General features: G+C 71.5%; 20 protein-coding genes. 13 read left to right on the forward strand and 7 right to left on the reverse strand.

All coding sequences use genetic code 11. The features are described from left to right. Positions 1–2: 2 nt before the first annotated feature. From AC1DWJ_RS14645 to AC1DWJ_RS14655, 3 genes are read left to right on the forward strand one after another with little or no spacing between them, the layout of a single operon-like run. A complete protein-coding gene (locus AC1DWJ_RS14645; RefSeq protein ID WP_457255741.1) occupies positions 3–503 on the forward strand; it encodes a GNAT family N-acetyltransferase in 501 nt (166 codons plus the stop codon). A 10-nt stretch (positions 504–513) separates the two neighbouring features. Beyond that, positions 514–852, forward strand: a complete 339-nt coding sequence (locus tag AC1DWJ_RS14650; RefSeq protein ID WP_457255743.1) for an ArsR/SmtB family transcription factor — start codon at positions 514–516, stop codon at positions 850–852. Beyond that, on the forward strand, positions 849–1325 hold the full coding sequence (locus AC1DWJ_RS14655) for an SRPBCC family protein (protein WP_457255744.1): 477 nt from the start codon (positions 849–851) through the stop codon (positions 1323–1325). The genes AC1DWJ_RS14650 and AC1DWJ_RS14655 overlap by 4 nt, the downstream gene beginning before the upstream one ends. 13 nt (positions 1326–1338) lie before the next feature. On the opposite strand, the gene AC1DWJ_RS14660 is transcribed toward AC1DWJ_RS14655, so the two are convergent. Further along, positions 1339–3951 (reverse strand): DEAD/DEAH box helicase, encoded by a 2613-nt coding sequence (locus tag AC1DWJ_RS14660; protein WP_477621161.1) that lies wholly within the window; start codon positions 3949–3951, stop codon positions 1339–1341. A 65-nt stretch (positions 3952–4016) separates the two neighbouring features. Here AC1DWJ_RS14660 and AC1DWJ_RS14665 point away from each other — a divergent pair, with 65 nt between their 5' ends. After that, positions 4017–5075, forward strand: a complete 1059-nt coding sequence (locus AC1DWJ_RS14665; RefSeq protein ID WP_477621162.1) for a GNAT family N-acetyltransferase — start codon at positions 4017–4019, stop codon at positions 5073–5075. A 5-nt stretch (positions 5076–5080) separates the two neighbouring features. Here the strand turns inward: AC1DWJ_RS14665 and AC1DWJ_RS14670 are convergent, their stop codons facing one another. After that, the gene (locus AC1DWJ_RS14670) at positions 5081–7969 is read right to left on the reverse strand and encodes a helix-turn-helix transcriptional regulator (RefSeq protein ID WP_477621163.1); all 2889 of its coding nucleotides are present in this window, start codon (positions 7967–7969) and stop codon (positions 5081–5083) included. A 157-nt stretch (positions 7970–8126) separates the two neighbouring features. Here AC1DWJ_RS14670 and AC1DWJ_RS14675 point away from each other — a divergent pair, with 157 nt between their 5' ends. From AC1DWJ_RS14675 to rpsT, 5 genes are all read left to right on the forward strand, one after another. Further along, entirely contained in the window at positions 8127–8384 is a 258-nt protein-coding gene (locus tag AC1DWJ_RS14675; protein WP_477621164.1) for a hypothetical protein, read from the forward strand. A 117-nt stretch (positions 8385–8501) separates the two neighbouring features. Then, the gene (locus tag AC1DWJ_RS14680) at positions 8502–10730 is read left to right on the forward strand and encodes an ATP-dependent DNA helicase (protein WP_457255752.1); all 2229 of its coding nucleotides are present in this window, start codon (positions 8502–8504) and stop codon (positions 10728–10730) included. A gap of 81 nt (positions 10731–10811) precedes the next feature. Further along, positions 10812–11288: an XdhC family protein gene (locus AC1DWJ_RS14685; protein ID WP_477621165.1), complete on the forward strand. Its 477-nt coding sequence runs from the start codon at positions 10812–10814 to the stop codon at positions 11286–11288. A gap of 46 nt (positions 11289–11334) precedes the next feature. Continuing rightward, positions 11335–12309, forward strand: coding sequence for a DNA polymerase III subunit delta (gene holA / locus AC1DWJ_RS14690; RefSeq protein ID WP_457255755.1), 975 nt, complete (start codon positions 11335–11337; stop codon positions 12307–12309). Between the two features lie 226 nt (positions 12310–12535). Then, entirely contained in the window at positions 12536–12796 is a 261-nt protein-coding gene (gene rpsT / locus AC1DWJ_RS14695; protein WP_056923530.1) for a 30S ribosomal protein S20, read from the forward strand. A 71-nt stretch (positions 12797–12867) separates the two neighbouring features. Here the strand turns inward: rpsT and AC1DWJ_RS14700 are convergent, their stop codons facing one another. The 4 genes from AC1DWJ_RS14700 to AC1DWJ_RS14715 all read right to left on the reverse strand — a co-directional run bounded on the left by AC1DWJ_RS14700 (position 12868) and on the right by AC1DWJ_RS14715 (position 16838). Next, positions 12868–13404 carry a type II toxin-antitoxin system PemK/MazF family toxin gene (locus AC1DWJ_RS14700; protein WP_477621166.1) on the reverse strand — a complete coding sequence of 179 codons (537 nt, stop codon included), beginning with the start codon at positions 13402–13404 and terminating at the stop codon, positions 12868–12870. Positions 13405–13432: 28 nt separating this feature from the next. After that, on the reverse strand, positions 13433–15241 hold the full coding sequence (locus AC1DWJ_RS14705) for an HNH endonuclease signature motif containing protein (RefSeq protein ID WP_477621167.1): 1809 nt from the start codon (positions 15239–15241) through the stop codon (positions 13433–13435). 121 nt (positions 15242–15362) lie between these two features. Beyond that, a complete protein-coding gene (locus tag AC1DWJ_RS14710; protein WP_477621168.1) occupies positions 15363–15833 on the reverse strand; it encodes a type II toxin-antitoxin system PemK/MazF family toxin in 471 nt (156 codons plus the stop codon). Between the two features lie 102 nt (positions 15834–15935). Then, positions 15936–16838: a M48 family metallopeptidase gene (locus AC1DWJ_RS14715; RefSeq protein WP_457255762.1), complete on the reverse strand. Its 903-nt coding sequence runs from the start codon at positions 16836–16838 to the stop codon at positions 15936–15938. Positions 16839–16926: 88 nt separating this feature from the next. On the opposite strand from AC1DWJ_RS14715, the gene AC1DWJ_RS14720 reads away from it, so the two are divergent. From AC1DWJ_RS14720 to AC1DWJ_RS14730, 3 genes are all read left to right on the forward strand, one after another. Then, complete coding sequence (locus AC1DWJ_RS14720) at positions 16927–18171, forward strand: MFS transporter (RefSeq protein WP_477621169.1); 1245 nt, start codon at positions 16927–16929, stop codon at positions 18169–18171. A gap of 138 nt (positions 18172–18309) precedes the next feature. Then, complete coding sequence (gene lepA / locus AC1DWJ_RS14725) at positions 18310–20145, forward strand: translation elongation factor 4 (RefSeq protein WP_457255883.1); 1836 nt, start codon at positions 18310–18312, stop codon at positions 20143–20145. 42 nt (positions 20146–20187) lie between these two features. Beyond that, positions 20188–20658 carry a hotdog fold domain-containing protein gene (locus AC1DWJ_RS14730; RefSeq protein ID WP_457255765.1) on the forward strand — a complete coding sequence of 157 codons (471 nt, stop codon included), beginning with the start codon at positions 20188–20190 and terminating at the stop codon, positions 20656–20658. A gap of 45 nt (positions 20659–20703) precedes the next feature. Here AC1DWJ_RS14730 and AC1DWJ_RS14735 read toward each other — a convergent pair whose 3' ends face one another. Next, positions 20704–21495 (reverse strand): tyrosine-protein phosphatase, encoded by a 792-nt coding sequence (locus tag AC1DWJ_RS14735; RefSeq protein ID WP_457255767.1) that lies wholly within the window; start codon positions 21493–21495, stop codon positions 20704–20706. Between the two features lie 268 nt (positions 21496–21763). Between AC1DWJ_RS14735 and hemW the strand changes: the two genes are divergently transcribed. After that, positions 21764–22990, forward strand: a complete 1227-nt coding sequence (gene hemW / locus AC1DWJ_RS14740; protein WP_477621170.1) for a radical SAM family heme chaperone HemW — start codon at positions 21764–21766, stop codon at positions 22988–22990. The last annotated feature ends 15 nt before the right edge of the window (positions 22991–23005 follow it).

The raw sequence follows: 23005 nt of genomic DNA on the forward strand, positions 1-23005 counted from the left end.
ACGTGGAGATCCGCCTCGGCGGCCTCGAGACACCGCAGGTCGCTGCCCTGCTCGCCGAGCACGTCGAGGACATGCGGCGATACTCCCCACCCGAGAGCGTCCACACCCTCGACCTGGACCGGTTGCGCACGCCGGACCTCACGTTCTGGAGCCTCTGGGACGGCGAGCAGGTGCTCGGCTGCGCCGCCCTGCGCGAGCTCGACGCCACGCACGGCGAGCTCAAGTCGATGCGCACCGCCCCGGCGCACCGCCGTCGCGGCGTCGCCGCTGCGCTGCTCGACCACGTCGTGGCGGAGGCCCGACGCCGTGGCTACCGACGCCTGAGCCTGGAGACCGGCTCGCCGGTCGAGTTCGCCCCCGCCAGGACCTTGTATGCCGCGTACGGCTTCACGTCGTGTGGCCCCTTCGGTCCCTACCTCGACGACGAGTTCAGCGTCTTCATGACGCTGGACCTGGCGGAGTGGCCCGGTCGAAGGGTTGACGCCACGAACGGTAAGTCGTAACTTACCGTAAGTGAGCACTTACGTAGAGACGTCACGACGCGGGGACCCGTGGATCGCCCTGGGGGATCCCACCCGCCGCTCCGTCGTCCGCCTGCTCGCCGCAGGGCCGGCCTCGGTGACGGAGCTGGCCCAGCGCCTCCCTGTCAGCAGGCCCGCCGTCTCGCAGCACCTCAAGGTGCTCAAGGACGCCGGGCTCGTCGCCGTGCGCCCGCAAGGGACCAGGCGCATCTACCAGGTGGACCCGGTCGGAGTGGCCGCCCTCCGGAGCGAGCTGGACGGCTTCTGGGGTGCCGCACTGACCAACTTCGCCCAGCTCACCGAACAGCACCGCAAGGAGACCGAACGATGACCAGCACCGCAGCCGCCACCTCCGTCAGCCTCGACATCACCGTCGACGTTCCGGCGGAGACCGCCTTCCGCCTCTTCACCGAACAGTTCGACCAGGTCAAGCCGCGCGAGTACAACCTGCTCTCGGCGCCGATCGAGCAGACCGTCTTCGAGTCGCATGTCGGCGGCCACATCTATGACCGCGCCACGGATGGCTCGATCTGCCGATGGGCCCGCGTGCTCGCCTTCGACCCGCCGGAGCGAGTCGTCTTCACCTGGGACATCACCCCGCGGTGGCAGCTGGAGACCGATCCCGACAAGGCCAGTGAGGTCGAGGTCTCTTTCATTGCCCAGGGGGACGGCCGGACCAGGGTCCTCCTCGAGCACCGGCACATCGACCGACATGGCGAGGGATGGCAGGACTACGCCACGGGTCTCGCGGCCGAGGACGCCTGGCCGTTGTTCCTGGCCCGCTTCGCCGACCTGACCCACTGACCCACGGTCGTCGTCAGAGGCGGCGCATCGCCCGCGTGAGCACGACCGGTTCGCCGGCCTCGTCGGAGGCGTCGAGGTCGACGACCGCCTCGATCACCCAGTCGTGGTCACCCTCGGGGTCGTGCAGCGTCTGGCGCACCTCCCAGAGGCGGTGGTCGGGGTCGGGTTCGTCGGTGCCCGGCGCAGGCCCGGTGGCCGCCGTGACCGCGAGCAGCTGAGGTCCTCGGGCGTCGGAGTCGGTGGCGATGCTGTCGTGGTCGGCGTAGTAGGCGCCGAGGGCCTCGTCCCACGCGTCGCGGTCCATGAGGGTGTGCCGGGCGGGCTCGGGGAGGGCGGCGTTGGCCGCATCGAGCTGGGCGAGGTCGCCGAACCGGTCCAGCGCCGCCAGCTCCACGCGGCGGAACATCGCGTTGCGGACCATGACCCGGAACGCGCGCTCGTTGGCCGTGATCGGACGGGCCGGTCGGGTGCCGCCGTGGGCGGCCAGGCCCTCGAGCTCCTCGAGCCGCTCGTTCGCGTCGGGATCGGACAGCGCCTCCCACTCGTCGAGCAGCGAGGAGTCGGTCTGGCGCACGGTCTCGCCGAGCCACTCGAACAGGTCGTCGAACGTCTCGCTGCGATGCGCAGCCGGCACCGTCTGGCGCAGGGTCCGGTAGGCGTCGGTGAGGTAGCGCAGCACCAGCCCCTCCGACCGGGCCAGCTGGTAGGTGGAGACGAACTCGGTGAACGTCATCGCCCGCTCGTACATGTCACGAACGACGGACTTGGGGGAGAGGGCCGACTCCGACACCCAGGGGTGGCTCTGCCGGAAGATCTCGAAGGTGGCCTCGAGCAGGTCGGCGAGCGGTCGCGGCCAGCTGACGTCCTCGAGCAGAGCCATCCGCTCCTCGTACTCCACGCCGTCCGCCTTCATCTCGGCGACGGCCGCACCCTTGGCCTTGAACTGCTGGGCCATGAGGACCTGGCGCGGGTCGTCGAGGATCGCCTCGATCACCGAGACCACGTCGAGCGCGTGGGTGGGCGACTCGGGGTCGAGGACGTCGAACGCCGCGAGAGCGAGCGGAGCCAGGGGTTGGTTGAGGGCGAAGTCGTCCTGCAGCCCGCCACGCACCTCGATGGTGCGTCCGTCGGGCGCCGGCGGCGAGATCCGTTGCAGCACACCGGTGTCCAGCATGCTCTTGCCGAGGGTGATGGCTCGACGCGACAGCCGGGCCTGGTTGCGGGGCGTCTCGTGGTTGTCGCGCAGCAGATGGCCCAGGGCGCGGACCGGGTCGCCGGGGCGCTGGACCATGTTGAGGATCATCGAGTGGTCGACGCGCATGCGGGACACCAGCGGCTCGGGGTCGGCCGCGACCAGCTTGTCGTAGGTCTGCTCGGTCCACGAGACCTCGCCGTCGGCGGGCTTGCGACGCTGCACCTTCTTGAGCTTCTTCGGGTCGTCGCCCGCCTTGGCGATCGCGCGGGCGTTGTCGATGACGTGCTCAGGAGCCTGCACGACCACCGAGCCGCTGGTGTCGAACCCGGCCCGGCCCGCGCGCCCGGCGATCTGGTGGAACTCGCGCGCCTTGAGGATCCGCTGCCGTGACCCGTCGAACTTCACCAGTCCGGTGAACAGCACCGTGCGGATCGGCACGTTGATGCCGACGCCGAGGGTGTCGGTGCCGCAGATGACCTTGAGGAGGCCGTCCTGGGCGAGCTGCTCGACCAGCCGGCGGTAGCGGGGGAGCATGCCGGCGTGGTGCACCCCGATGCCGGAGCGGACGAGCGTGGACAGGGTGCGACCGAAGCCCGCCGTGAACCGGAAGCCGCCGATCCGCTCGGCGATGGCGGCCCGGTCGGCCTTGACGGTGCCCTTGAGCGAGAGCAGTGCCTGGGCCTGCTCCAGGGCCGCGGCCTGGGTGAAGTGCACGACGTAGACCGGGGACTGGTGGGTGGTGAGCAGCTCCTCGATCGTCTCCGGCAGGGGGGTGAGGGCCCAGCTGAAGCCCAGCGGCACCGGTCGCTCGGTGCCCGTCACGAGCGCGGTGCCGCGACCCGTGCGCCGGCTGAGGTCCTGCGACAACTCGGTCAGGTCGCCGAGCGTGGCCGACATGAGGATGAACTGCGCCTGGGGCAGCTCGAGCAGCGGGACCTGCCAGGCCCAGCCGCGGTCGGGCTCGGCGTAGAAGTGGAACTCGTCCATGATGACCAGGCCCACGTCGGCGTTCGCACCCTCGCGCAGCGCGATGTTGGCCAGGATCTCGGCGGTGCAGCAGATGATGGGGGCGTCCGGGTTCACCGAGGCGTCGCCGGTGAGCATGCCGACCTCGGAGGCGCCGAACACCTCGCAGAGCGCGAAGAACTTCTCGCTCACCAGCGCCTTGATGGGCGCGGTGTAGAAGCTGACCCGGTCAGTGGCCAGTGCGGCGAGGTGCGCGCCGGTGGCGACCAGCGACTTGCCGGAGCCCGTCGGGGTCGAGAGCACGACGTTCTCACCGGCCAGCAGCGAGATCAACGCCTCCTCCTGGTGGGGGTACAGCGGGGTGCCCTGGTCGCGCGCCCAGCCCTCGAACGCGGCATACACCTCGTCGGGCCCGGCCCCCTCGGGCAGCAGGGCGTCGAGGGTCAGCGGCGGGGCGGAAGGCATCGCCGGCCATCCTCTCACCCTGCTCAGGGAGACCGCCGTCAGTGGCCCTCGGTAGCGTCCTCGCCGTGACCCAGGACCACACCGAACCCCGCACCGCCCGCCTGCGGCTGACCCGTCCCACCGAGCAGGATCGCGCCTTCCACGCGGCGGTGCACAGTGATGCGCGGCTCTCCACGCATGCGCCCCACGTCCTCGGCACACCGGAGACGAACGCGCACTTCTTCGACGCGATCCTCGACCACTGGGCGACGCAGGGCTTCGGCTACTGGGTGGCGCGCGACCGTGACTCCGGTATGCCGCTGGGCTGGGTGGGCGTGCAGCGCCGCGACGAGCACCTCAACCTCTACTACCGGTTCGTCACCGAGGCGCAGGGGCGCGGACTGGCTCGCGAAGCCGCCCGGGCAGCCGTCGCGATGGCCACCGAGTGGTATCCCGCTCTGGCCGTGCGCGCCCTGGTGAAGGAGCACAACACCGCCTCGGTCCGAACCGCGCTCGCCGGCGGCTTGGTGCGCACGGCTGTCACCGAGGTGCTCTCCGACGACCTGCCCGACGAGCCGCACTCCGTGGTCTTCGAGGCACCTCGCGTGACGCGCGTCGACGACCTCGACGACGCCGGCCGTGAGGAGCTGCTCGATCTCTGGCAGCGGGTCAACGATGCCGGCGGAGCGGTCGGGTTCCTGCCGGGCGCGCCACGTTCGGCCGTCGCGGAGCTGCTCTCGGTGCACGAGCGGCAGATGGCCGACGGGGACGGGTTCGCCGGGGCCCTGAGGGACCCCGATGGTGCTCTGGTCGGCTGGGGATGGTGCGTGGTCGGTCCGAACCCGTTGCGGCGCCACGCGCCATGGCTCTACCGCGTGATGGTCGAGCCGGGCAGGCAGGGCTCCGGACAGGGTGGGCTCCTGCTCGCAGGGCTGCACCGGCTGGCTCGCGGAGACGGCGCTGAGCTGCTGTTGCTGAGCACCCGCAGCGGCGCAGGAGTGACGAGGTTCTACGCCCGGCACGGCTACGACGAGGTCGGTCGGGTGCCGGGCGTGATCCGGGTCGCTCCGGGAGATGACCGTGACGAGGTCTTCATGGCGCGACGACTCGACGGCTGCCCGCTGCAGGTCCACGGCGGCGACTGACGGGGTCAACCGCCGCCGGGGTAGCCGCTGCGCCGGCTCGCCCAGCGGGCGAGGTCGACCCGGTTGGCGGTACCGGTCTTGCCCAGGAGGTGGCTGACGTGCGAGCTCACCGTCTTCTCGCTGAGCACCAGCTCCCGCGCGATCTCCCCGTACGTCCGGCCGGCCACGATGTGGCCGAGGATCTCGGACTCGCGCCTGGTGAGGCCTGCGGTGCCCGCGACGTGGAGTAGCTCGTGGGGGCCTGGCGGTTCGGCCAGCGGGACGCGCGCGCCCCGAGCGAGTGCCTCCAGCTCGTCCACGATCGGCCGCACCCCGAGCTCGCGGGCCATCACGTGGGCGCGCCGGAGCGCGTCGGCGGCCGCGTCCCGGTGGGGCTGTCCGGAACTGAGCTGCGCCTCCGCCCGACGCCACAGGGAGTAGCACTCCTCCCACGCCAGGACGCCGTGGAGGGCGGTGGCCGCCTCGACCCATCGTTGGGGAGCCTCCTCGTCGCGCCGGGCCCGAGCCACCTCTCCCTGGTACATCGCCTCCAGACCGTCCAGCTGGTTGCGGTAGCCGGGCGTCAGTCCACCCTTGTCGGCCAGGACGTGCGGAAACGCGCGGGTCAGGGCATCGATCTCGGCGAGCTCCGCAGCCGGGTCCCGACCGGCATCGCGGGCCTGCTGCACCAGCTCGGCCAGGGCTCGCGCGGCGATCGGGAGCAGCCATTCGCACATGGTGGGTGGGGCGCCCGGGAGGGCGGTCCCGGACACCGCAGCGTCGACGGCCTCGCGCAGGTGGCCGCCGCACAGGAGCACCATGGCCCGCACGGCGTCGAACTCGAAGGCGAGGAAGGTCGACGTGTCCGCGAAGAGCTCGTCGGCGCGCGCCAGGTGCCCCTCTGCCTCGTGGATGCGACCCTGCAACGCTGCCAGCCACGCGGCGTTGAGTCGGCTCTGCACGTCGACGAGCGCGCTGGGGGTCGCGCCGAGGGCTTCCCGGATCAGCCGGGCCGAGGTGTCGAGGTCCCCGGCGTGCAGGTGTCCGAAGGCCTCGTTGCCGGCCAGCCAGGCCACGTAGGTGGACGGCAGGCCCAGAGCGGCCAGCTGGACCCGGCGACGGCCCACCATGGCCCGCCACTCGGGGGTGATCGCGCCGTCGACGGCGTTGGCTTCCCAGAGGGTGGCGTGCACGAATGCCCATCCGTCCCGTGCCTCGGCGGCAGCCGCGACCGCCTCGCCCCCCATCCGTCGGGCGTCGTCGAAACGGTCTTCGAAGACGGCCAGCATCGAGTTCGCGGCCAGGGCGTAGGCCAGCGCCTCGGGGTGGGCGCAGGCCCTCGCGCGTTCCAGGGCGCGGGCGGCGATCTCGGGGGCGGCCGGATCGTCCTGCCACAGGCTCGCGTGCGCCAGCTCCGCCAGCGCGAGGGCGTACTGCCAGGAATCGGGTTCGGGTGCGGCGAGCTCGACGGCGCGCCCCAGCTCGGTGGGGTCGAGGAAGCCCTGGCCCGTCGAGAAGCGCAGGTGCTGCCGACGGACCATGAGCTCGCTCAGCGCCAAGGCGTCCCCCGTGGGCTGCAGGGTGGCCAGCAGCGCTTCGACGGCCAGCAGCTCCTCCTGCACGTCCCCCGCGGCCGCGGCCACCTCGCGCAGCCGCTGCCAGAGGGCGGCCGGAGGTGGGGGCTCGCTCTGGACGGCCAGTGCGCGCAGCAGCAGGCGCAGCTCGGTCTCAGGCGCGCCGGCGGCCGCTGCCTGGTCAGCGGCCCGAAGGGCCCAGTCGTGCGCCTGTGCAACCTGACCGGCCCGGTGGTGGTGCTCGGCGATCAGGCTGAGGGTCTCGATGTGGACGTCGTCGGCCAGCCCCAGCTCCACCTCCAGCTCCAGGGAGGCGGCGAAGGCAGCGTGCAGCCGTTGCCGCTCGGGCCGGTCGAGGCTGCTCTCGAGAGCCTCGGCCTGGAGCGGGTGGTGGAACCAGTACCCACCCTGGGTGTCGACCTCCAGGAGGTCGGCCTCCACGCACTCCCGCAACGCCGACCGCAGGTCGGTCACCCCGGCCAGGCCCGCGGCGTGGTCGAGCATCGTCCCGCGGGCCACCCTCCCTCCGACCGCCAGGACCCGCGACAGCTCACGGGCGGGTAGGTCGAGGCGGTGCCAGGCCCTGAGCACTGCTGAGGCCAGGTCGTCGGGAACCCCGGGTCCGAGGACCGTGGCAGCAGGGTCAACCCCTCGTACCAGCAGCCGGTTGAGATACGCGTTCCCGCCGGTGCGTCCGAAGACCTCTCTGACCAGGCTCTGGTGCGGCACGTCGCCCAGGACGCCCCGGAGCTGCTCGCGGGTCTCCTCGAGTGTCAACGGTCCCAACGACATCTCGGCGAAGCCGGGCAGGCGCCGCACGTCGGCCAGCCAACCGTGCAAAGGGTGGCCGGCCACCAGGTCTCCGCGCCGCACGGTCGTCAGCAGGGCCAGCCGACGAGGGGTCAGCCCTGCCAGGACCCACATGAGGACGTCGAGGGTTCCCGGGTCGGCCCATTGCAGGTCGTCGACCACCAGGGCAACCGGGCGTTCGGCACATCGGCGCTCCAGCCAGGCGTCGAACTCCTCGGCCGTCCGTGCACTGTCCACCCCGGTCATCGTCGGGCGCTCGCCGGGGGGAACGGTGGCCACCGCCGCGCGCAGGGGGAGCAAGGGGACGGTCACCGAGGTCATCGCGAGGCAGGCGCCGCTCAGCACCAGGAAGTCCGAGGCCAGTGAGCACGCGTGCTGGGCAAGCCGGGTCTTGCCCACTCCGGCGTCACCCAGGACCAGGACGGCTCGGCCCTGGCCGGCGCGCGCCGAGGCAATGGCCGAGGCGAGCTCGTCGAGCGCCTCGGCTCGGCCGACGAAGACGTCGTCAGCTGCCGAGTCCGGTGGTGACACGTCTTCCAGTGTGTCGCCGTCGGACCTCGGGCGACAGCCGATATTGAGGGGGTCGAGGGCTGTTTCTCAGGGGGTGCTCCCGATGTGGCTCAGGTGCCGTCGGCCGGACCGTGGAGGTGTCAGCAGGGATCACCTCTCGAAGCACCAGGAGCACACCGTGAACGCAAGCCAGAGCACCGTCACCTCGACCCGACGCACCAGCCGCGCCTGGGGCGTCATCGCCGCTGCGACCGTCGTCGTCGCCCTGAGCGCGCTGCCCGCCGCCGCTCGGCAGGACGCGGGCCAGATCGACCAGCCGTCGCAGGCCACCTCCTCGCACTTCTGCACGCCGGAGCGGGTGGGCACCCAGTTCGTCGCGTGCGACAACCTGACCGGGAACGGGGTCCCGGCCCCAACGTGGGTGCACGAGAGGTGACACGACACGGCCCCCACCAGTGACCCCGGCGCTCCTCGGAGCGCCGGGGTCACGGCCGTTCGCGGCACGCTGGGGACGCTGGCCCGAGGAACCCGAGCCACGGCATACGCTGACCCAATGGCTTCACTCGACGACTTGTTGCACGCCGCCGTCCAGGGAGTCGGGGGAGTCGAGCGACCGGGCCAGGTCGAGATGGCCCACGCGGTCGAGGATGCCGTGGCCACCGACGAGCACCTGCTGGTGCAGGCGGGCACCGGCACCGGTAAGTCCCTGGCCTACCTGATCCCGGCCGTCATGCACGCCCAGAAGACGGGCAAGCCGGCGGTCGTGGCGACCGCGACCCTGGCGCTGCAGGCCCAGATCGTCGACCGTGACATGCCGCGGCTGGCCGAGTCCATCGCCCCGCTGCTCGGGAAGCGGCCGACGTACGGCCTGGTCAAGGGGCGGCGCAACTACCTGTGCGCCCACAAGCTCGAGGGTGGGTTCCCCGACGACGAGGACGGGTTGTTCGAGGTCGGCGAGGTCGACCGGGCCGCGTCCCGGCTGGGCCAGGAGGTCGTTCGCCTGCGGGAGTGGGCCGAGACCACGGAGTCGGGCGACCGCGACGAGCTCGTGCCGGGCGTGAGCGAACGGGCCTGGCGGCAGGTGTCCGTCAGCGCCCACGAGTGCATGGGGAGCAAGTGCCCGGCGTTCGCCGACTGCTTCGTCGAGCGGACCCGGGAGGCCGCCAAGGACTGCGACGTCATCGTCACCAACCACTCGTTCATGGCGATCGACTCGTTCGAGGGCCGGCAGATGCTGCCCGAGCACGACCTGCTCGTCGTCGACGAGGCGCACGAGCTGGTCGACCGGGTGACCTCCACCATCACCGACGAGATCACCCCCTCGATGGTGGCGGCGGCAGCCAAGCGGGCTGCGCGCATCGCCGAGTCCACCGACGCCGTCGACGACGCCTCGGTCTTCCTCCAGGGCGTCCTCGACGAGCTCCCCGAGGGCAAGCTCAACGGCATACCCGACGCGCTGTCCCTGGCACTCGCCCGGGTGAGGGACACGACGCGGCAGGTGCAGTCCGAGCTCAAGCCCGAGAAGGGCGTCGAGCCCGACGGCGCCCGCAAGGTGGCCCAGGCCGCCATCGACGAGATGTTCGAGAACTCGTCACGCATCCTGGAGCAGCGCGACCTCGACGTCGTGTGGGTCAGCCGCGACCAGCGCCGCGGTTCGGTGTTGCGAGTCGCGCCCATGAGCGTGGCGATGTTGTTGCGCGACAAGATCTTCGGTGACCGCACGGTCGTCATGACGTCGGCGACGCTCGAGCTCGGTGGCACGTTCGACGCCGTGGCCGGCACGATGGGGCTGCGCGGCGAGGGAGCTCCGGAGTGGCGTGGGCTCGACGTGGGCAGCCCGTTCGACTACCCCCAACAGGCCATCGCCTACGTCGCCCAGCACCTGCCCGCACCCGGCCGCGACGGCCTCAGCGAGCAGACCCTCGACGAGATCGAGGCGCTCGTGCGGGCAGCGGGTGGCCGCACCCTCGGACTGTTCTCCTCCATGCGGGCGGCCAAGGAGGCCACCGAGGCCATGCGCGAGCGGTTCGACGGCGACATCGGCTTCCTCTGCCAGGGCGAGGACCAGATCACGACGCTCGTGCGCCAGTTCGCGCGCGACCCCCGCACCTGCCTCTTCGGCACCCTGACGCTGTGGCAGGGCGTGGACGTGCCGGGCTCGGCGTGCCAGCTCGTGATCATCGACCGGATCCCCTTCCCACGACCCGACGACCCGTTGTCGTCGGCGCGCTCGCAGGCCATCGCCCGGATGGGCGGGAACGGCTTCATGGCTGTCTCCGCCACCCACGCCGCGCTGCGGCTGTCCCAGGGCGCGGGGCGGCTGATCCGCCGGGCCGACGACCGGGGCGTGGTCGCCTTCCTCGACTCCCGCATGATGACCGCGAGGTATGCCGGGTTCCTCCAGCGTTCGCTGCCCCCGTTCTGGCCGACGACCGATCGCGAGCGCGTGCTCGCCGCCCTGAAGCGGCTCGACGAGACGGCGGCTCCGCCGGTCGAGGTGCACGAGCCGGCGTTGCGGGGGATCACTGGATCCTTGGACGCGGCCGAGCACCCGCGGCCGGTGGCCGACGCGCCCCCGCCCGCCGAGTCGGCCCGCACCGCCGTGACGGCCGGTCATGCCTGGACGGCCGAGTCGGACGAGGAGCTGCGCGACGGGCTGGAGCTGGGGCTCTCGGTCGACGAGCTGGCGGAGAGCCTGGAGCTGCCCGCCGACGTGGTCGCTGCCCGGCTCAAGGGCCTCGGCCTGGAGGCGTCCGGGGCGGCCACGCTGTCGTTCGAGTGACGCTGTCGTTCGAGTGACGCTGTCGTTCGAGTGACGCTGTCGTTCGAGTGACGCAGTCGGTCCGTGAGCGATACTGGCGCGATGACGGACACGTGCACGCTCCACGTCGTCGGTGACGGGCCGGTGGCCGAGGCCCTGCTGACGCTGGCGTCCCCGCTCGGCTGGACGGTGACGGCCTCGACGGACGACCCCGGCGTTCCCGAAGGTGTCGACGCCCTCGTGGTGACCAGCCACCACGAAGGGGTGGACGGCCCGGCGATCCGTGCGGGGCTGGACGCTGGCACGGCATACATCGGGGGGATGGGTTCGCGCAGCACCCAGGCGCGGCGGCGGGCCTGGCTGCTGGAGAACGGCGTCACCGAGGAGGCGCTCGCGACGGTGCACGCGCCGATCGGGCTCGACATCGGCGCCAACGCGCCGGGCGAGATCGCCGTGGCGATCCTGGCCGAGGTCATCGCGGTCCGGGCCGGGCGGACCGCAGCCGGGTCGGTGGCGGACCGGGAGGGACCGATCCACCCGGACCTGCCCGCTGGCGACGCGTACTGCCCCGGCGGGTGACCCCGGCGCTCCCGATGGTGTCGGTCCGTCGTGGGAGGCTGGGCCCGTGACCGCCACTGCGACGCGCACCGTCCCGCCCCTCGTGCTGATCTCGGGGCCCGAGGCCGTCATCGCCGACCGGGCCTTGAGCGCAACCATTGACGACCTGCGGGTGGTCGACCCCGACGTCGAGGTGATCCGGCTCGCCGCCGAGACCTACGAGGCCGGCGCGCTCGGCATGCACGCGAGCCCGTCGCTGTTCGGGGGAGCGAAGTGCATCGTCGTCGCCGACCTCGACGAGGCTCCCGACGAGCTGCAGGAAGACCTGCTGGCCTTCCTCGCGGCGCCCGAGCCCGACGTCACCCTGGTCGTCACCCACAAGTCGGGGCAGCGTGGCAAGAAGGTGCTCGACACCCTCAAGAAGTCCCAGGCCCGGGTCCTCGAGGCCCCGGCCATCAAGTCCGACCGCGACAAGACCGACTTCGCCGCGCACGAGTTCCGGGCGGCGGGTCGCCGGGCCACCCCCGACGCCGTGCGTGCGCTCATCGAGGCGGTCGGCAAGGACGTGCGCGAGCTCGCTGCGGCCTGCCAGCAGCTCGTCGCCGACACGACCGGCACGATCGACGAGGAGCTCGTGGCCAAGTACCACGGGGGCAAGGTCGAGGCGACGGGCTTCAAGGTGGCCGACGCCGCGGTGGCCGGGAATGCGGGTGACGCGCTGCGCCTGCTGCGGCACGCCATCGCCACCGGGGTCGACCCCGTGCCCATCGTGGCGGTGCTCGCCCAGCAGCTGCGCCAGCTGGTCAAGGTCGGCGCGGCGGGGCGCGGTCGGTCGGCCGAGGTGGCCCGCGACCTCGGCATGGCGCCGTGGCAGGTCGACAAGGCGCGGCGCGGTCTGTCCGGATGGGGTCCGGAGGGCCTGGCCGAGGCGATCCAGGCGGTCGCCCACGCCGACTTCGAGGTCAAGGGTGGTGGCCGCGACCCGGTCTACGCCGTCGAACGTGCCGTGCTCACGATCACCCGGGCCCGCACCGGTCGGTGACGCCCGCCGGTGACGCCCGCCGGTGACGCCCGCCGGTGACGCCCGCCGGTGACGTTTTGGGGGAGTGGCCCACTCGCTGGTAGATTTACCCGTCGCGTGCGCGCATGGTCGTGCGCGCATGCAGCTTCATCCAGAGCCACTCAACCACAGGTGCCCCACGCCTGGTCCCGAGAGGCTTCTGCCGCCCTCTAACGGCAACCACCGACCAACCAAGAGAGACACACCTGTGGCAAACATCAAGTCCCAGCTCAAGCGGATCAAGACGAACCGTACGGCGACCGAGCGCAACAAGGCCGTCAAGAGCGAGCTCAAGACCTGGATCCGCAAGTTCCAGAAGGCCGTCGACGCCGGCGACGCAGCGGCGGCGAAGGATGCCCTCGCGACCGCCAGCAAGAAGCTCGACAAGGCCGCTGGCAAGGGCGTCATCCACGCCAACCAGGCCGCCAACAAGAAGTCGGCCATGGCGAAGAAGGCCGCCTCGCTCTGACGCGAGTCGCCTCCACGGCAGCAAGGGCCGGTCACCCCTCGGGGTGACCGGCCCTTCGCGTTCGCCGTGGCTCAGGTCGCCGCGCGGACCGCCGCCGCCACTTCGTCGAACCGGTCGCGGTCGAGGACAGCACCCTCTCTCCGCACTGCCGCGGGGTCCACGCGCAGGATGCGGTCGACCCGCACCTCGCTCGCGCGGCCCTTGCTGTCCCAGGCCCCCGACCCGATGTCCTGCCAGTGCCTACCGTGCCGCGCCTCCTGGGCGTGGTCGCGGTCGTGGTCCTTGCTGGTGAGCATCAGGGCCAGCAACCACCGGTCGTCGCGTCCCACCAGCAGCACCGGCCGGTCCTTGCCCTGACGGTGGTCCTCCTCGAACGGCACCCAGGTCCACACGATCTCGCCGGGATCGGGTTGACCGTCGGGCGTGGGCGCGTACGCCAGGTCGGGGGTCCCGGTGAAGTCGCCCGGGTAGGTCGACCGAACCTGCGCCTGCGAGCCGGGCTGCGGCTGGGGCTGGGGCTGCCGGGTTCTCGGTGCCTCCACCGGTGGCGGGGCGGCCGGGGCACCCCTTCGCCAGAGCTGGGTCAGTCGCGAACGCAGAGAGGCCATGCCACTCACGCTAGTCGGAACGCCTCCGTCAGAACGGCGGCAGCCCGTCGGCGCCGGCCCGCTCCGATCGGCTGCGCGGACCCTCGTGCCGAGACGCAGGCGGGCCGTGGAGGAACAGGCAGCTCAGCCGCAAGGTCCGGCGAGGTCTTCGCCGTCGGTTGCGTTCGGCCCGGGCCAGGTCGTGACTGAGCTCGTCCTCCCACGCAGACCAGAGCACGCCGACCTCGTCGCAGGGTTGTTGCTCCCTTCGGCGCGTCGCAGGTGATGGCGTCCGGACTGAAGACGGGCTGCCGTCCCGGCCGTCGGAACGAGACAGCTCGGTGGGGCACGACGGATCGACGGACGCCTGACGCTCCTCAGACGGGTCTCGGTGCTGTCTGGTCCTGTCGAGCTGGAGGAAGTCGATCGGCAGGGTGGTGCGTCTGCGCCCGGACGGGTCGGTCCACGTGACGGTGGCGTCGGGATCGATGCGCACTCGCCATCGCACGGTCTGCTTGATCCGGTGGTGACGGCGGCACAGGCACATGAGGTTGCCCGCCTCGGTCGGACCGGACGGCCACGGTCTGACGTGGTCGAGGTCGCAGAACACGGCGCTGACGGTGCACCCCGGGAACCGGCATCGTCCGTCGCGGGTCTTGACCAGCTCGACGAGTGCAGGCGGCGGCCGGTACGCCTGCGACTCGGTCGATCGCCCCCTCCGGCGGTCGACGCGGGGGTCGTCACCGGGACGCCTGGCGGTGGCGAGCAGCGCGCCCGTGTCGGCATGGCAGGCGACTACGGCTGGCCCGGAAGCGTCAGGGCCGTTGGAGTTGTCAGGGCCGACGGAGTTGTCAGGGCCGCCGGAGCCGTCAGGGCCGCCGGAGCAGTCGGGGAGGGAGCGAAGCCACGCGCTGCGAACCACGGTTTCGCCGGGCATCCCGAGCCCCATCACGGTCACCAGCCCGTCATCCTCACCAGGCCCTGTGACCGGGCCAGTCACCGGCTCGGGCGGGGCGGTGGTGCGGCCGGTCTGGGGCGCACTTGACTGGTGCGACGCCCGTCGATCAGCGGGCACGGCCAGCTGGACCACGAAGGTGCCCTTGGCACGGGAGTGGATCAGGTCCATCAGCGCGTCGGCCCGGGCCTCGTCGACCCCGCTCGCGCGGCCATCGCGGACGTACTGCCGTGCCAACCCGTCGATGACTGCCCAACCGCTGCGGGCCTGCTCCACCGGGAAGCTCCCCATCCACGTGTCGACCCCGGGCTCGTCACCGGGCCACCGACGAAGGCTCCGCGCAGCCCGGGCCCGGGCCGCCTTGGCCCGCACCAGGTCGGCGTCGACGGCTCCCAGCACGCGCCGCACGCGGCGGCGCAGGGCGGCGGGCGGTTCCGTGCCCAGGGTTCCTTCGATCCTGGTGGTGACCTCGCGGCACACCTCCGGGTCCGCGTCGCGCAGCTCCTCACAGACGACCCCGGCGCGGTAGGCGTCCAGTCGACCGGAGGCCATCGCCTCGTGGACGACGGGCGCTCGGGTCACGATCTCTACGGCACTGGTCATCCGACTGGTCGCGGCCGCGTCGCTGAGGCCGAGCTGGTCGCTGACCAGGGCGGGTGCGTCGAGTCGCTGGTGCCCCAGGCCGCGGTGCTGTTCGACCACCGTGCCGTCCTCGAGCTCGACGTCCTCGATCGCGGCGAGGTGGGTCATGGCCAGCACCTGCAGGGCGGCGGTCTGGTTGGCGATCGACTGGCACTGCTGCACGAGGGCGACCAGCTCCGCCACCGAACGGCGCCGACCGTCCACACGCAGTCGAACCAGCTCCGCGCGGAGCGGCTCGGCAATGACGGATGATTCGAACATGCGTTCGAGTCTACGGCCCGGGTCTGACAAGGCGACTGGCCCGAGCGGAGCTCAAGGAAGAGGGCGGGGCGGCCCAAGCCTGCCGCGGCGACTCGCGAAGGACGGCTCCCAGCCGGTGCCTTCAGGCGTTGCGGCGCACGCCATCGGCCACGGCGGCGAAGCGCGCCGCGTCGATGGCCGCGCCCTCCCGCCGGATCCGGCTGGGCTTGACCCGGATGATGCGGTCGACGCGCACCTCGCTGGGCCGCCGCTGGCGATCCCACGCGCCGACGCCGATGGAGACCCGGTCGGGCGCTGTCCGTCTCCGAGGGTCAGTGCCGGCCCGCAGCTTGGTGGTCAGCATGGCCCCGAGCAGCCAGCGACCATCGCGCCCGATGAGCAGCACCGGACGGTCCTTGCCCTGGCGATGGTCGTCCTCGAACGGCACCCAGGTCCAGACCACCTCGCCGGGGTCGGGCCGCCCGTCGGCGACCGGGGAGTACTCCATCTCGGGAACGCCGGTGTAGTCGCCCGGATAGGCCCCGGTCAGCCATCTGACGAGCCGTCGCAGCCAGGTGGTCTGCGCGACCGCCGAACGTGTCGTGTCCCCCATGTCGGCAACGCTAGCGGCGTGGCGTGGCCGCCGGGGCGGGAAAGGCCGGTAGGTCGGCGAAGGCCGGCCGGGTGGAGGTGTGGCGGTAGTCGAGCTCCGGCGTCACGGGCGGACCCTCGGCCGCCACAGCAGGCGGCCGGGGCGTCGACGGTCACGCAGGGCGTGCGAGCGCCAAACCAGCACGGGGTGGGAGGCGAGGGCGTTGACGACCCAGACGAAGAAGCCCTTCTCGGTGGTGGCCCGGTCGGCCAGCGCGTTCACGTCGACGGTCCGGTTGAGGTACTTGCCCGCGGCGAGCGTCGACATGGCCCCGGCGCTGCCGTGCGGGACGAGGGAGTAGCCGAAGTTGTCGGCGGTGTACTCCTGGCTGCGGCTCAGGGTCGACCCGACGAAGGGGATCCACTGGGCGCCGCTGATCGCCAGGACCCGCCAGTAGCTGGTGTGGCCGGCCGCGATGTGGCCGACCTCGTGGCCGAGGATGAACCGCAGCGCGTCAGGGTTGCGGGCCTGGCCGCCGATCTCGAATAGGTCGCTGTAGACGAAGATGAACCGCCGGAACCCGTGTCCGGAGGCTGCGGCGTTGATCATCCCGTTGCCGAGGACCACGTAGGCGTCCGGCACCTTGGGCAGGCCGTAGTGGGCGCAGGCGTCGAGGAGCATCTGGTGCGCCTCGGGGTACTGCGTGGGGGAGATCTTCACCCCCGACAGCCGCAGCCCGGCATACAGCTGGCCACGGAGGAAGTAGATGAGCACCGGCGCGGCCAGGAAGAACACGGCATACGGGTCGGGCTGGCGTCGGTCGATGATCGCCGACACGACCTCGTAGGTCGAGATCGTCCACACGAGGAACGACCCGAGGATCACCACCACGAGGCAGAGGTTCTCCAGGGGGTGCCGCAGGTGCGACCGCATCTGCTTGCGGTAGCCAGGCGGCGCGCTGGGCGTGCTGGGCGGTGTCCCAAGCGGCGTCTCGGGCGGCGAGGCGTACTGGATGGGTTCGGACATGGTCCCCTCGAGCTGTCGGTGGTCGGTCCGACTCTAAAGGCCCTCCCTGATCGGGAATGTCCCGGGCGCGCCCCGTCGTTGCACCCGCGTGACCGACGCCCTCGCCGACCCCTCCCGCGAGCTCGGCGTCGACGCCGTCGTGCGCCCGACGCACGTCAACCTCGCGCTGCTGGCCCTGGCCGTCGGAGGCTTCGCGATCGGCACCACCGAGTTCGTGACGATGGGCCTGCTGCCCGAGGTCGCGGAGGGTGTGGGCATCGACATCCCGACCGCCGGTCACGTGGTCTCCGCCTACGCAGCGGGGGTCGTCGTCGGCGCCCCGGTGCTCGCCACCCTGGGCTCCAAGATGCCGCGCAAGCGCCTGCTCCTCTGGCTGATGGGCGCCTTCGCCGTGGCCAACGTGCTGTCCGCGTTCGCGAACAGCTACGGGCTGCTCATGGCGGCGCGCTTCCTGTCGGGCCTGCCGCACGGCGCCTACTTCGGCGTCGGCAGCCTCGTGGCGGCGTCGTTGGTGCCGGCACACCGGCGCACCTGGGCCGTCTCCATGATGATCACCGGCCTCACGGTCGCCAACATCGTCGGCGTGCCGGTCACCACGCGGATCGGCCAGGCCTACGGGTGGCAGTGGCCGTATGCCGCCGTGGGAGTGATCGCGCTGCTGACCGTCCTCGCCGTGTGGCGCTGGGTGCCGTTCTGCCCGCCCGACGGCGGGGTGACCATGCGGTCGGAGCTGTCCGCCCTCAAGCGACCGCAGGTCTGGCTGGCCCTGGGGATCGGCACCGTGGGCTTCGGCGGGATGTTCTCCACGTTCTCCTACATCTCCCCGACGATGACCGAGCTCGGTGGGTTCGGCCGGGCCACGATCCCGTTCATCCTCGCGCTGTACGGGGTGGGGATGACGGTCGGAGCCCTCCTCTCCGGGCCGGCCTCCCGCCTCGGCCTGCTCCGGGGGATCACTGTCCTCCTGGGCGCGATCGCGGTGATGCTCTTCCTCTTCGGCCCGGCCGTGCACGCCGCGAAGTGGTCCGGCCTGATCGCCGTTTTCGTGCTCGGCCTGCTGCCGAGCATCCTCGTCCCGATGCTCCAGACGCGTCTGATGGACGTGGCCCACGAGGGGCAGGCGCTCGCGGCCGCGCTCAACCACTCGACCCTCAACATCGCCAACGCGCTCGGCGCCTGGCTCGGGTCGATCGTGCTCTCCGCCGGGCTCGGCTACGAGTGGCCCTCGCGCGTCGGGGGCATCCTGGCCGTCGCGGGGATCGGCATCGCGGTCTGGTCGGCGCTCCTGCAGCGCTCGACGCGGCGCACCCCGCCGCAGGCGCAGCCCGCCTAGCCCTACGAACCCGCCCGGCGCCGACCCGTTTGACGCCTCCTGCGCCGTGCTGCGTCACTGACACCCTCGGTCGCATGGGAGGATGGGCCGTTCCGTTCTTCCCCGACGCTCGTGAGGTTTGAAGCACCCGTGTCCCCGATGGCCCGCACCGCGCTGCAGCCGCACGCAACGCCGCCGGACCTGATCCGGAACTTCTGCATCATCGCCCACATCGACCACGGCAAGTCGACGCTGGCCGACCGCATGCTCCAGATCACCGGTGTCGTCGACGGCCGTGACATGCGCGCCCAGTACCTCGACAAGATGGACATCGAGCGCGAGCGCGGCATCACCATCAAGAGCCAGGCCGTGCGCATGCCGTGGGAGCTGGACGGCACGACCTACGCGCTCAACATGATCGACACCCCGGGCCACGTCGACTTCACCTACGAGGTGTCGCGGTCGCTGGCCGCCTGCGAGGGTGCGGTGCTGCTCGTCGACGCGGCGCAGGGGATCGAGGCGCAGACCCTGGCGAACCTCTACCTCGCGATGGAGAACGACCTCGCGATCATCCCCGTGCTCAACAAGATCGACCTGCCCGCTGCGCAGCCGGAGAAGTTCGCCGAGGAGCTGGCCGGCCTGATCGGCTGCGAGCCCGAGGACTGCCTGCGGGTCTCGGGCAAGACCGGCGTCGGCGTCGAGCCGCTGCTCAACCAGATCGTCACGCAGCTGCCTCCGCCGACCGGTGACCCCGACGCGCCCGCCCGCGCGATGATCTTCGACTCGGTCTACGACACCTACCGCGGGGTCGTGACCTACGTCCGCGTCATCGACGGCAACCTGAACCCCCGCGAGAAGATCGCGATGATGTCGACCAAGGCCACGCACGAGCTGCTCGAGATCGGGGTCAGCTCGCCCGAGCCCACTCCGGCCAAGGGCCTGGGCGTCGGGGAGGTGGGCTACCTCATCACCGGTGTGAAGGACGTGCGCCAGTCCAAGGTCGGCGACACCGTCACCAACGCGGCCAAGCCGGCCAAGGAAGCGCTCGGGGGCTACCGCGACCCCAAGCCGATGGTCTTCTCCGGCCTGTACCCGATCGACGGGTCGGACTACCCCGACCTGCGCGACGCCCTCGACAAGCTCAAGCTCAACGACGCTGCCCTGGTCTACGAGCCCGAGACCTCCGCGGCGCTGGGCTTCGGCTTCCGGATCGGCTTCCTCGGCATGCTGCACCTCGAGATCGTGCGTGAGCGGCTCGAGCGCGAGTTCGACCTCGACCTCATCTCGACACTGCCCAACGTCGTCTACGACGTGACGATGGACGACGGCAAGGTGCTCACGGTCACCAACCCGAGCGAGTTCCCCTACGGCAAGGTCAGCTCGGTCACCGAGCCGATCGTGCGCGCCACCGTGCTCGCGCCGAGCGAGTTCATCGGCGCGATCATGGAGCTGTGCCAGCAGAAGCGCGGCACGCTGCGCGGGATGGACTACCTCTCCGAGGAGCGCGTCGAGATGCGCTACACGCTGCCGCTCGCCGAGATCGTCTTCGACTTCTTCGACCAGCTCAAGTCGCGCACCCGCGGCTACGCCTCGCTCGACTACGAGCCCGACGGCGACCAGGTGGCCGACCTCGTCAAGGTCGACATCATGCTGCAGGGCGAGACGGTCGACGCGTTCAGCTCGATCGTCCACAAGGACAAGGCCTATGCCTACGGCGTGATGATGGCCGGGAAGCTCAAGGACCTCATCCCGCGCCAGCAGTTCGAGGTGCCGATCCAGGCTGCCATCGGCTCACGCATCATCGCCCGCGAGAACATCCGGGCGATCCGCAAGGACGTCCTCGCGAAGTGCTACGGCGGTGACATCAGCCGCAAGCGCAAGCTGCTCGAGAAGCAGAAGGCGGGCAAGAAGCGGATGAAGAACATCGGCAGCGTCGAGGTGCCGCCAGAGGCCTTCATCGCCGCGCTCTCGAACGACGCGGTCACCAAGAAGTAGGGGACCTGCCCACCGAGGTTACCGACGGGTAATGTCAGGTCCATGACTGACACCTACGCCCTCTACCGGCGCCTCGCGGCATACCCGCAGGGCAAGCGGCTGTTCTCGCTCGTCTTCGAGCAGGCAGCGCCCTACTTCCGCACGGCGCGTCCGCGGTTCGTCGAGCTGGGTCCCCACCGCGCCGAGCTGACGATCAAGAAGCGTCGCCGGGTGCAGAACCACCTCGGCACGGTCCACGTCATCGCGATCTGCAACGGGCTCGAGGCCGCGATGGGTGCGCTCGCCGAGGCGACGATCCCGAGCACCCGTCGGTGGATCCCGAAGGGCATGGAGGTCGAGTACACCGCCAAGGCGACGAGCGACATCACCTGCGTCGCCGAGACCGACCCGGCCGACTGGGCGCGCGCCGGCGACGTCGAGATCCCGGTGCGGGTCAAGGGGACCCGGGACGACGGCACCGCGGTGGTGCAGGGCACCATCCGCCTCTGGGTGACCGACAAGCCGGCCCGCTGACCGTGCTGCTCCGCCGCGCAGGCGCCGGTATGCCGGGTGGCCGGCTCAGCCGCGCAGGCTGGCCCGCAGGGCGCTGACCTCGTCCTGCGACCATCCCTGGGCACGCAGCCACCCGGCCGCGCCATCGTGGCGTTCGGCCAGTACCTCCAGGATCCGTCGCATGGTCTCGGGCCGGGGCCGGTGGTGGTCGACCGGCTGGTCCTGGAGCGCCTCGCCGTACGCGGGACGGGCCATCAGCCGGGCCATGACGAGCTCGATGCGCTCGCCGGTCGCGACGTAGTCGGCGACGACGTCGTCATCGCTCACCCCAGCCACCGAGAGGGCGAGGCCGACCACCGTGCCGGTGCGGTCCTTGCCTGCGGCACAGTGCACGATCGTCGCCCCGCGGCTGCGCGCGACCACCGCCAGGGCGGCGCTCACGGAGTCGGGCCGGTGGGTGAGGTAGCCCAGGTAGTGGCTCGCCCAGTAGTCGTCGTCGAGGCGGGGCTGGGCGTCGGCCTTCTCCTGGTCCTTCGTCGACCAGGGCAGGGCCAGGGCCTCCTGCGCCGTGACCGCGCGGACGTCGTCGCGGAACAGCGAGTGGTGGTGGTGCGTGAGGTCACGGGCCCGGAGGGGGCCCGGGCCCTCCAGCGTCAGCTCCGCATGGCTGCGCAGGTCGACGACGTCGGTGACCCCCAGCTGTTCGAGCGCCTCGACGTCAGACTCGCTGAGGTCCTGCAGGTTGTCGGACCGGAGCAGGCGGCCGGTGGCCACGACGCCACCGTCGGTCGTCGGCAGCCCACCGACATCGCGCATGTTGACGACGCCGTCGAGCTCGATCCAGCGGGGAGTGGTCACCGCTCGACCCTACGTGGGGAGCTGGACCAATAGGTGAGGGCCTCGGAAAGTATGAGTTTCCGAGGCCCTCGACGATCAAGACCGAGGTCCTGATCGACGCTCTCGCCGAAGCGATTGCGTAGGCGTATTTCTAGTCGAGCAACCCCCGCGCCACAAGGGGTTTCGCGAGAGTTTCCCCAAGTTTCTCGGTCCAGTTTCACCCCATTCCGGCGTGTCGCCGAGACACGCCGTGTCAGGGCCACGGGCGGTCGCCTGCGAGGATGGAGCCATGCCCAGCGCCCTGCCCGATGGTGACCCGGCACCGTCCGACGGCCGGTTGCCGCACGCGTCACTCGCGACTCTCGGACACCACCAGTTCGGCATCTACCTGCACGTCCCGTTCTGCTCGGTGCGCTGCGGCTACTGCGACTTCAACACCTACACGCTGACCGAGCTGGGGGTCGACGGCGCGAGCGTGGCGACCTTCGCCGATGCCGCCCTGGCCGAGCTGTCCCTGGCCGAGGCGGTCCTGGGTGACGCCCCCCGGGTCGACACCGTGTTCGTCGGTGGGGGCACCCCCACGATGCTCGCCGCCGGCGACCTGGCCCGGATGCTGCACGGCATCCGCGCGGGGTTCGGGCTGGCTCCGGACGCCGAGGTGACCACCGAGGCCAACCCCGACTCGGTGACGCCCGAAGGGCTCGAGGTGCTCGCCGCGGCCGGCTTCACGAGGGTGTCGCTGGGCATGCAGTCGGCCGTGCCCCACGTGCTCCGCACGCTCGAACGCACCCACGACCCGGCCAACGTCGAGCGCGCGGTGCAGGCCGCGCGGGCGGCTGGGCTGCAGGTCAGCCTCGACCTCATCTACGGCACCCCGGGTGAGTCGCTGGACGACTGGCGCACCAGCCTCGACGCCGCCACCTCCCTCGCGCCCGACCACGTCTCGGCCTACGCGCTGGTCGTCGAGGACGGCACCAAGCTCGCCGCCCAGGTGCGACGGGGCCAGGTGCCCGCGCCCGAGGACGACGACGAGGCGGCCAAGTACGAGATCGCCGACGAGCACCTCGCGTCGGCCGGCTACGGCTGGTACGAGGTCAGCAACTGGGCGCTGCGCGACGACGCCCGCTGCCGCCACAACGAGGGCTACTGGGCCGACGGCAACTGGTGGGGCATCGGCCCCGGAGCGCACAGCCACGTCGGGGGAGTGCGGTGGTGGAACGTCAAGCACCCCAACGCCTACGCCTCCCGAGTCGGCGAGGGACTCAGCCCCGCACAGGGCCGGGAGACCCTCACCGGCGAGCAGCGCTATGACGAGCGCGTCCTGTTGGCCGTGCGACTGGTCGACGGGCTCCCGATCGGTGAGCTGCGCGACGAGGGTCGGGTCGCCGTCGCGGGCCTGATCGCCGACGGCCTGGTGGACGCGACAGCGGCCCTGCGTCGTCAGCGGGTGGTGCTGACGAGGCAGGGCCGGCTGCTCACGGACACCGTCGTGCGACGGCTGCTCGGTCTGCGCTGAGCTCCTCGCCCAGAC

Source organism: Pedococcus sp. P2_D7 (assembly GCF_056404295.1).

Bases quoted from the DNA above. Each gene is read 5' to 3' on its own strand.
- AC1DWJ_RS14700 (WP_477621166.1), bottom strand. From the start codon at position 13,404: ATGGCCTCTCTGCGTTCGCGACTGACCCAGCTCTGGCGAAGGGGTGCC.
- AC1DWJ_RS14730 (WP_457255765.1), top strand. From the start codon at position 20,188: ATGACTGACACCTACGCCCTCTACCGGCGCCTCGCGGCATACCCGCAG.
- AC1DWJ_RS14685 (WP_477621165.1), top strand. From the start codon at position 10,812: ATGACGGACACGTGCACGCTCCACGTCGTCGGTGACGGGCCGGTGGCC.
- lepA (WP_457255883.1), top strand. From the start codon at position 18,310: ATGGCCCGCACCGCGCTGCAGCCGCACGCAACGCCGCCGGACCTGATC.
- AC1DWJ_RS14655 (WP_457255744.1), top strand. From the start codon at position 849: ATGACCAGCACCGCAGCCGCCACCTCCGTCAGCCTCGACATCACCGTC.
- AC1DWJ_RS14710 (WP_477621168.1), bottom strand. From the start codon at position 15,833: ATGGGGGACACGACACGTTCGGCGGTCGCGCAGACCACCTGGCTGCGA.
- AC1DWJ_RS14715 (WP_457255762.1), bottom strand. From the start codon at position 16,838: ATGTCCGAACCCATCCAGTACGCCTCGCCGCCCGAGACGCCGCTTGGG.
- hemW (WP_477621170.1), top strand. From the start codon at position 21,764: ATGCCCAGCGCCCTGCCCGATGGTGACCCGGCACCGTCCGACGGCCGG.
- AC1DWJ_RS14660 (WP_477621161.1), bottom strand. From the start codon at position 3,951: ATGCCTTCCGCCCCGCCGCTGACCCTCGACGCCCTGCTGCCCGAGGGG.
- AC1DWJ_RS14705 (WP_477621167.1), bottom strand. From the start codon at position 15,241: ATGTTCGAATCATCCGTCATTGCCGAGCCGCTCCGCGCGGAGCTGGTT.
- AC1DWJ_RS14680 (WP_457255752.1), top strand. From the start codon at position 8,502: ATGGCTTCACTCGACGACTTGTTGCACGCCGCCGTCCAGGGAGTCGGG.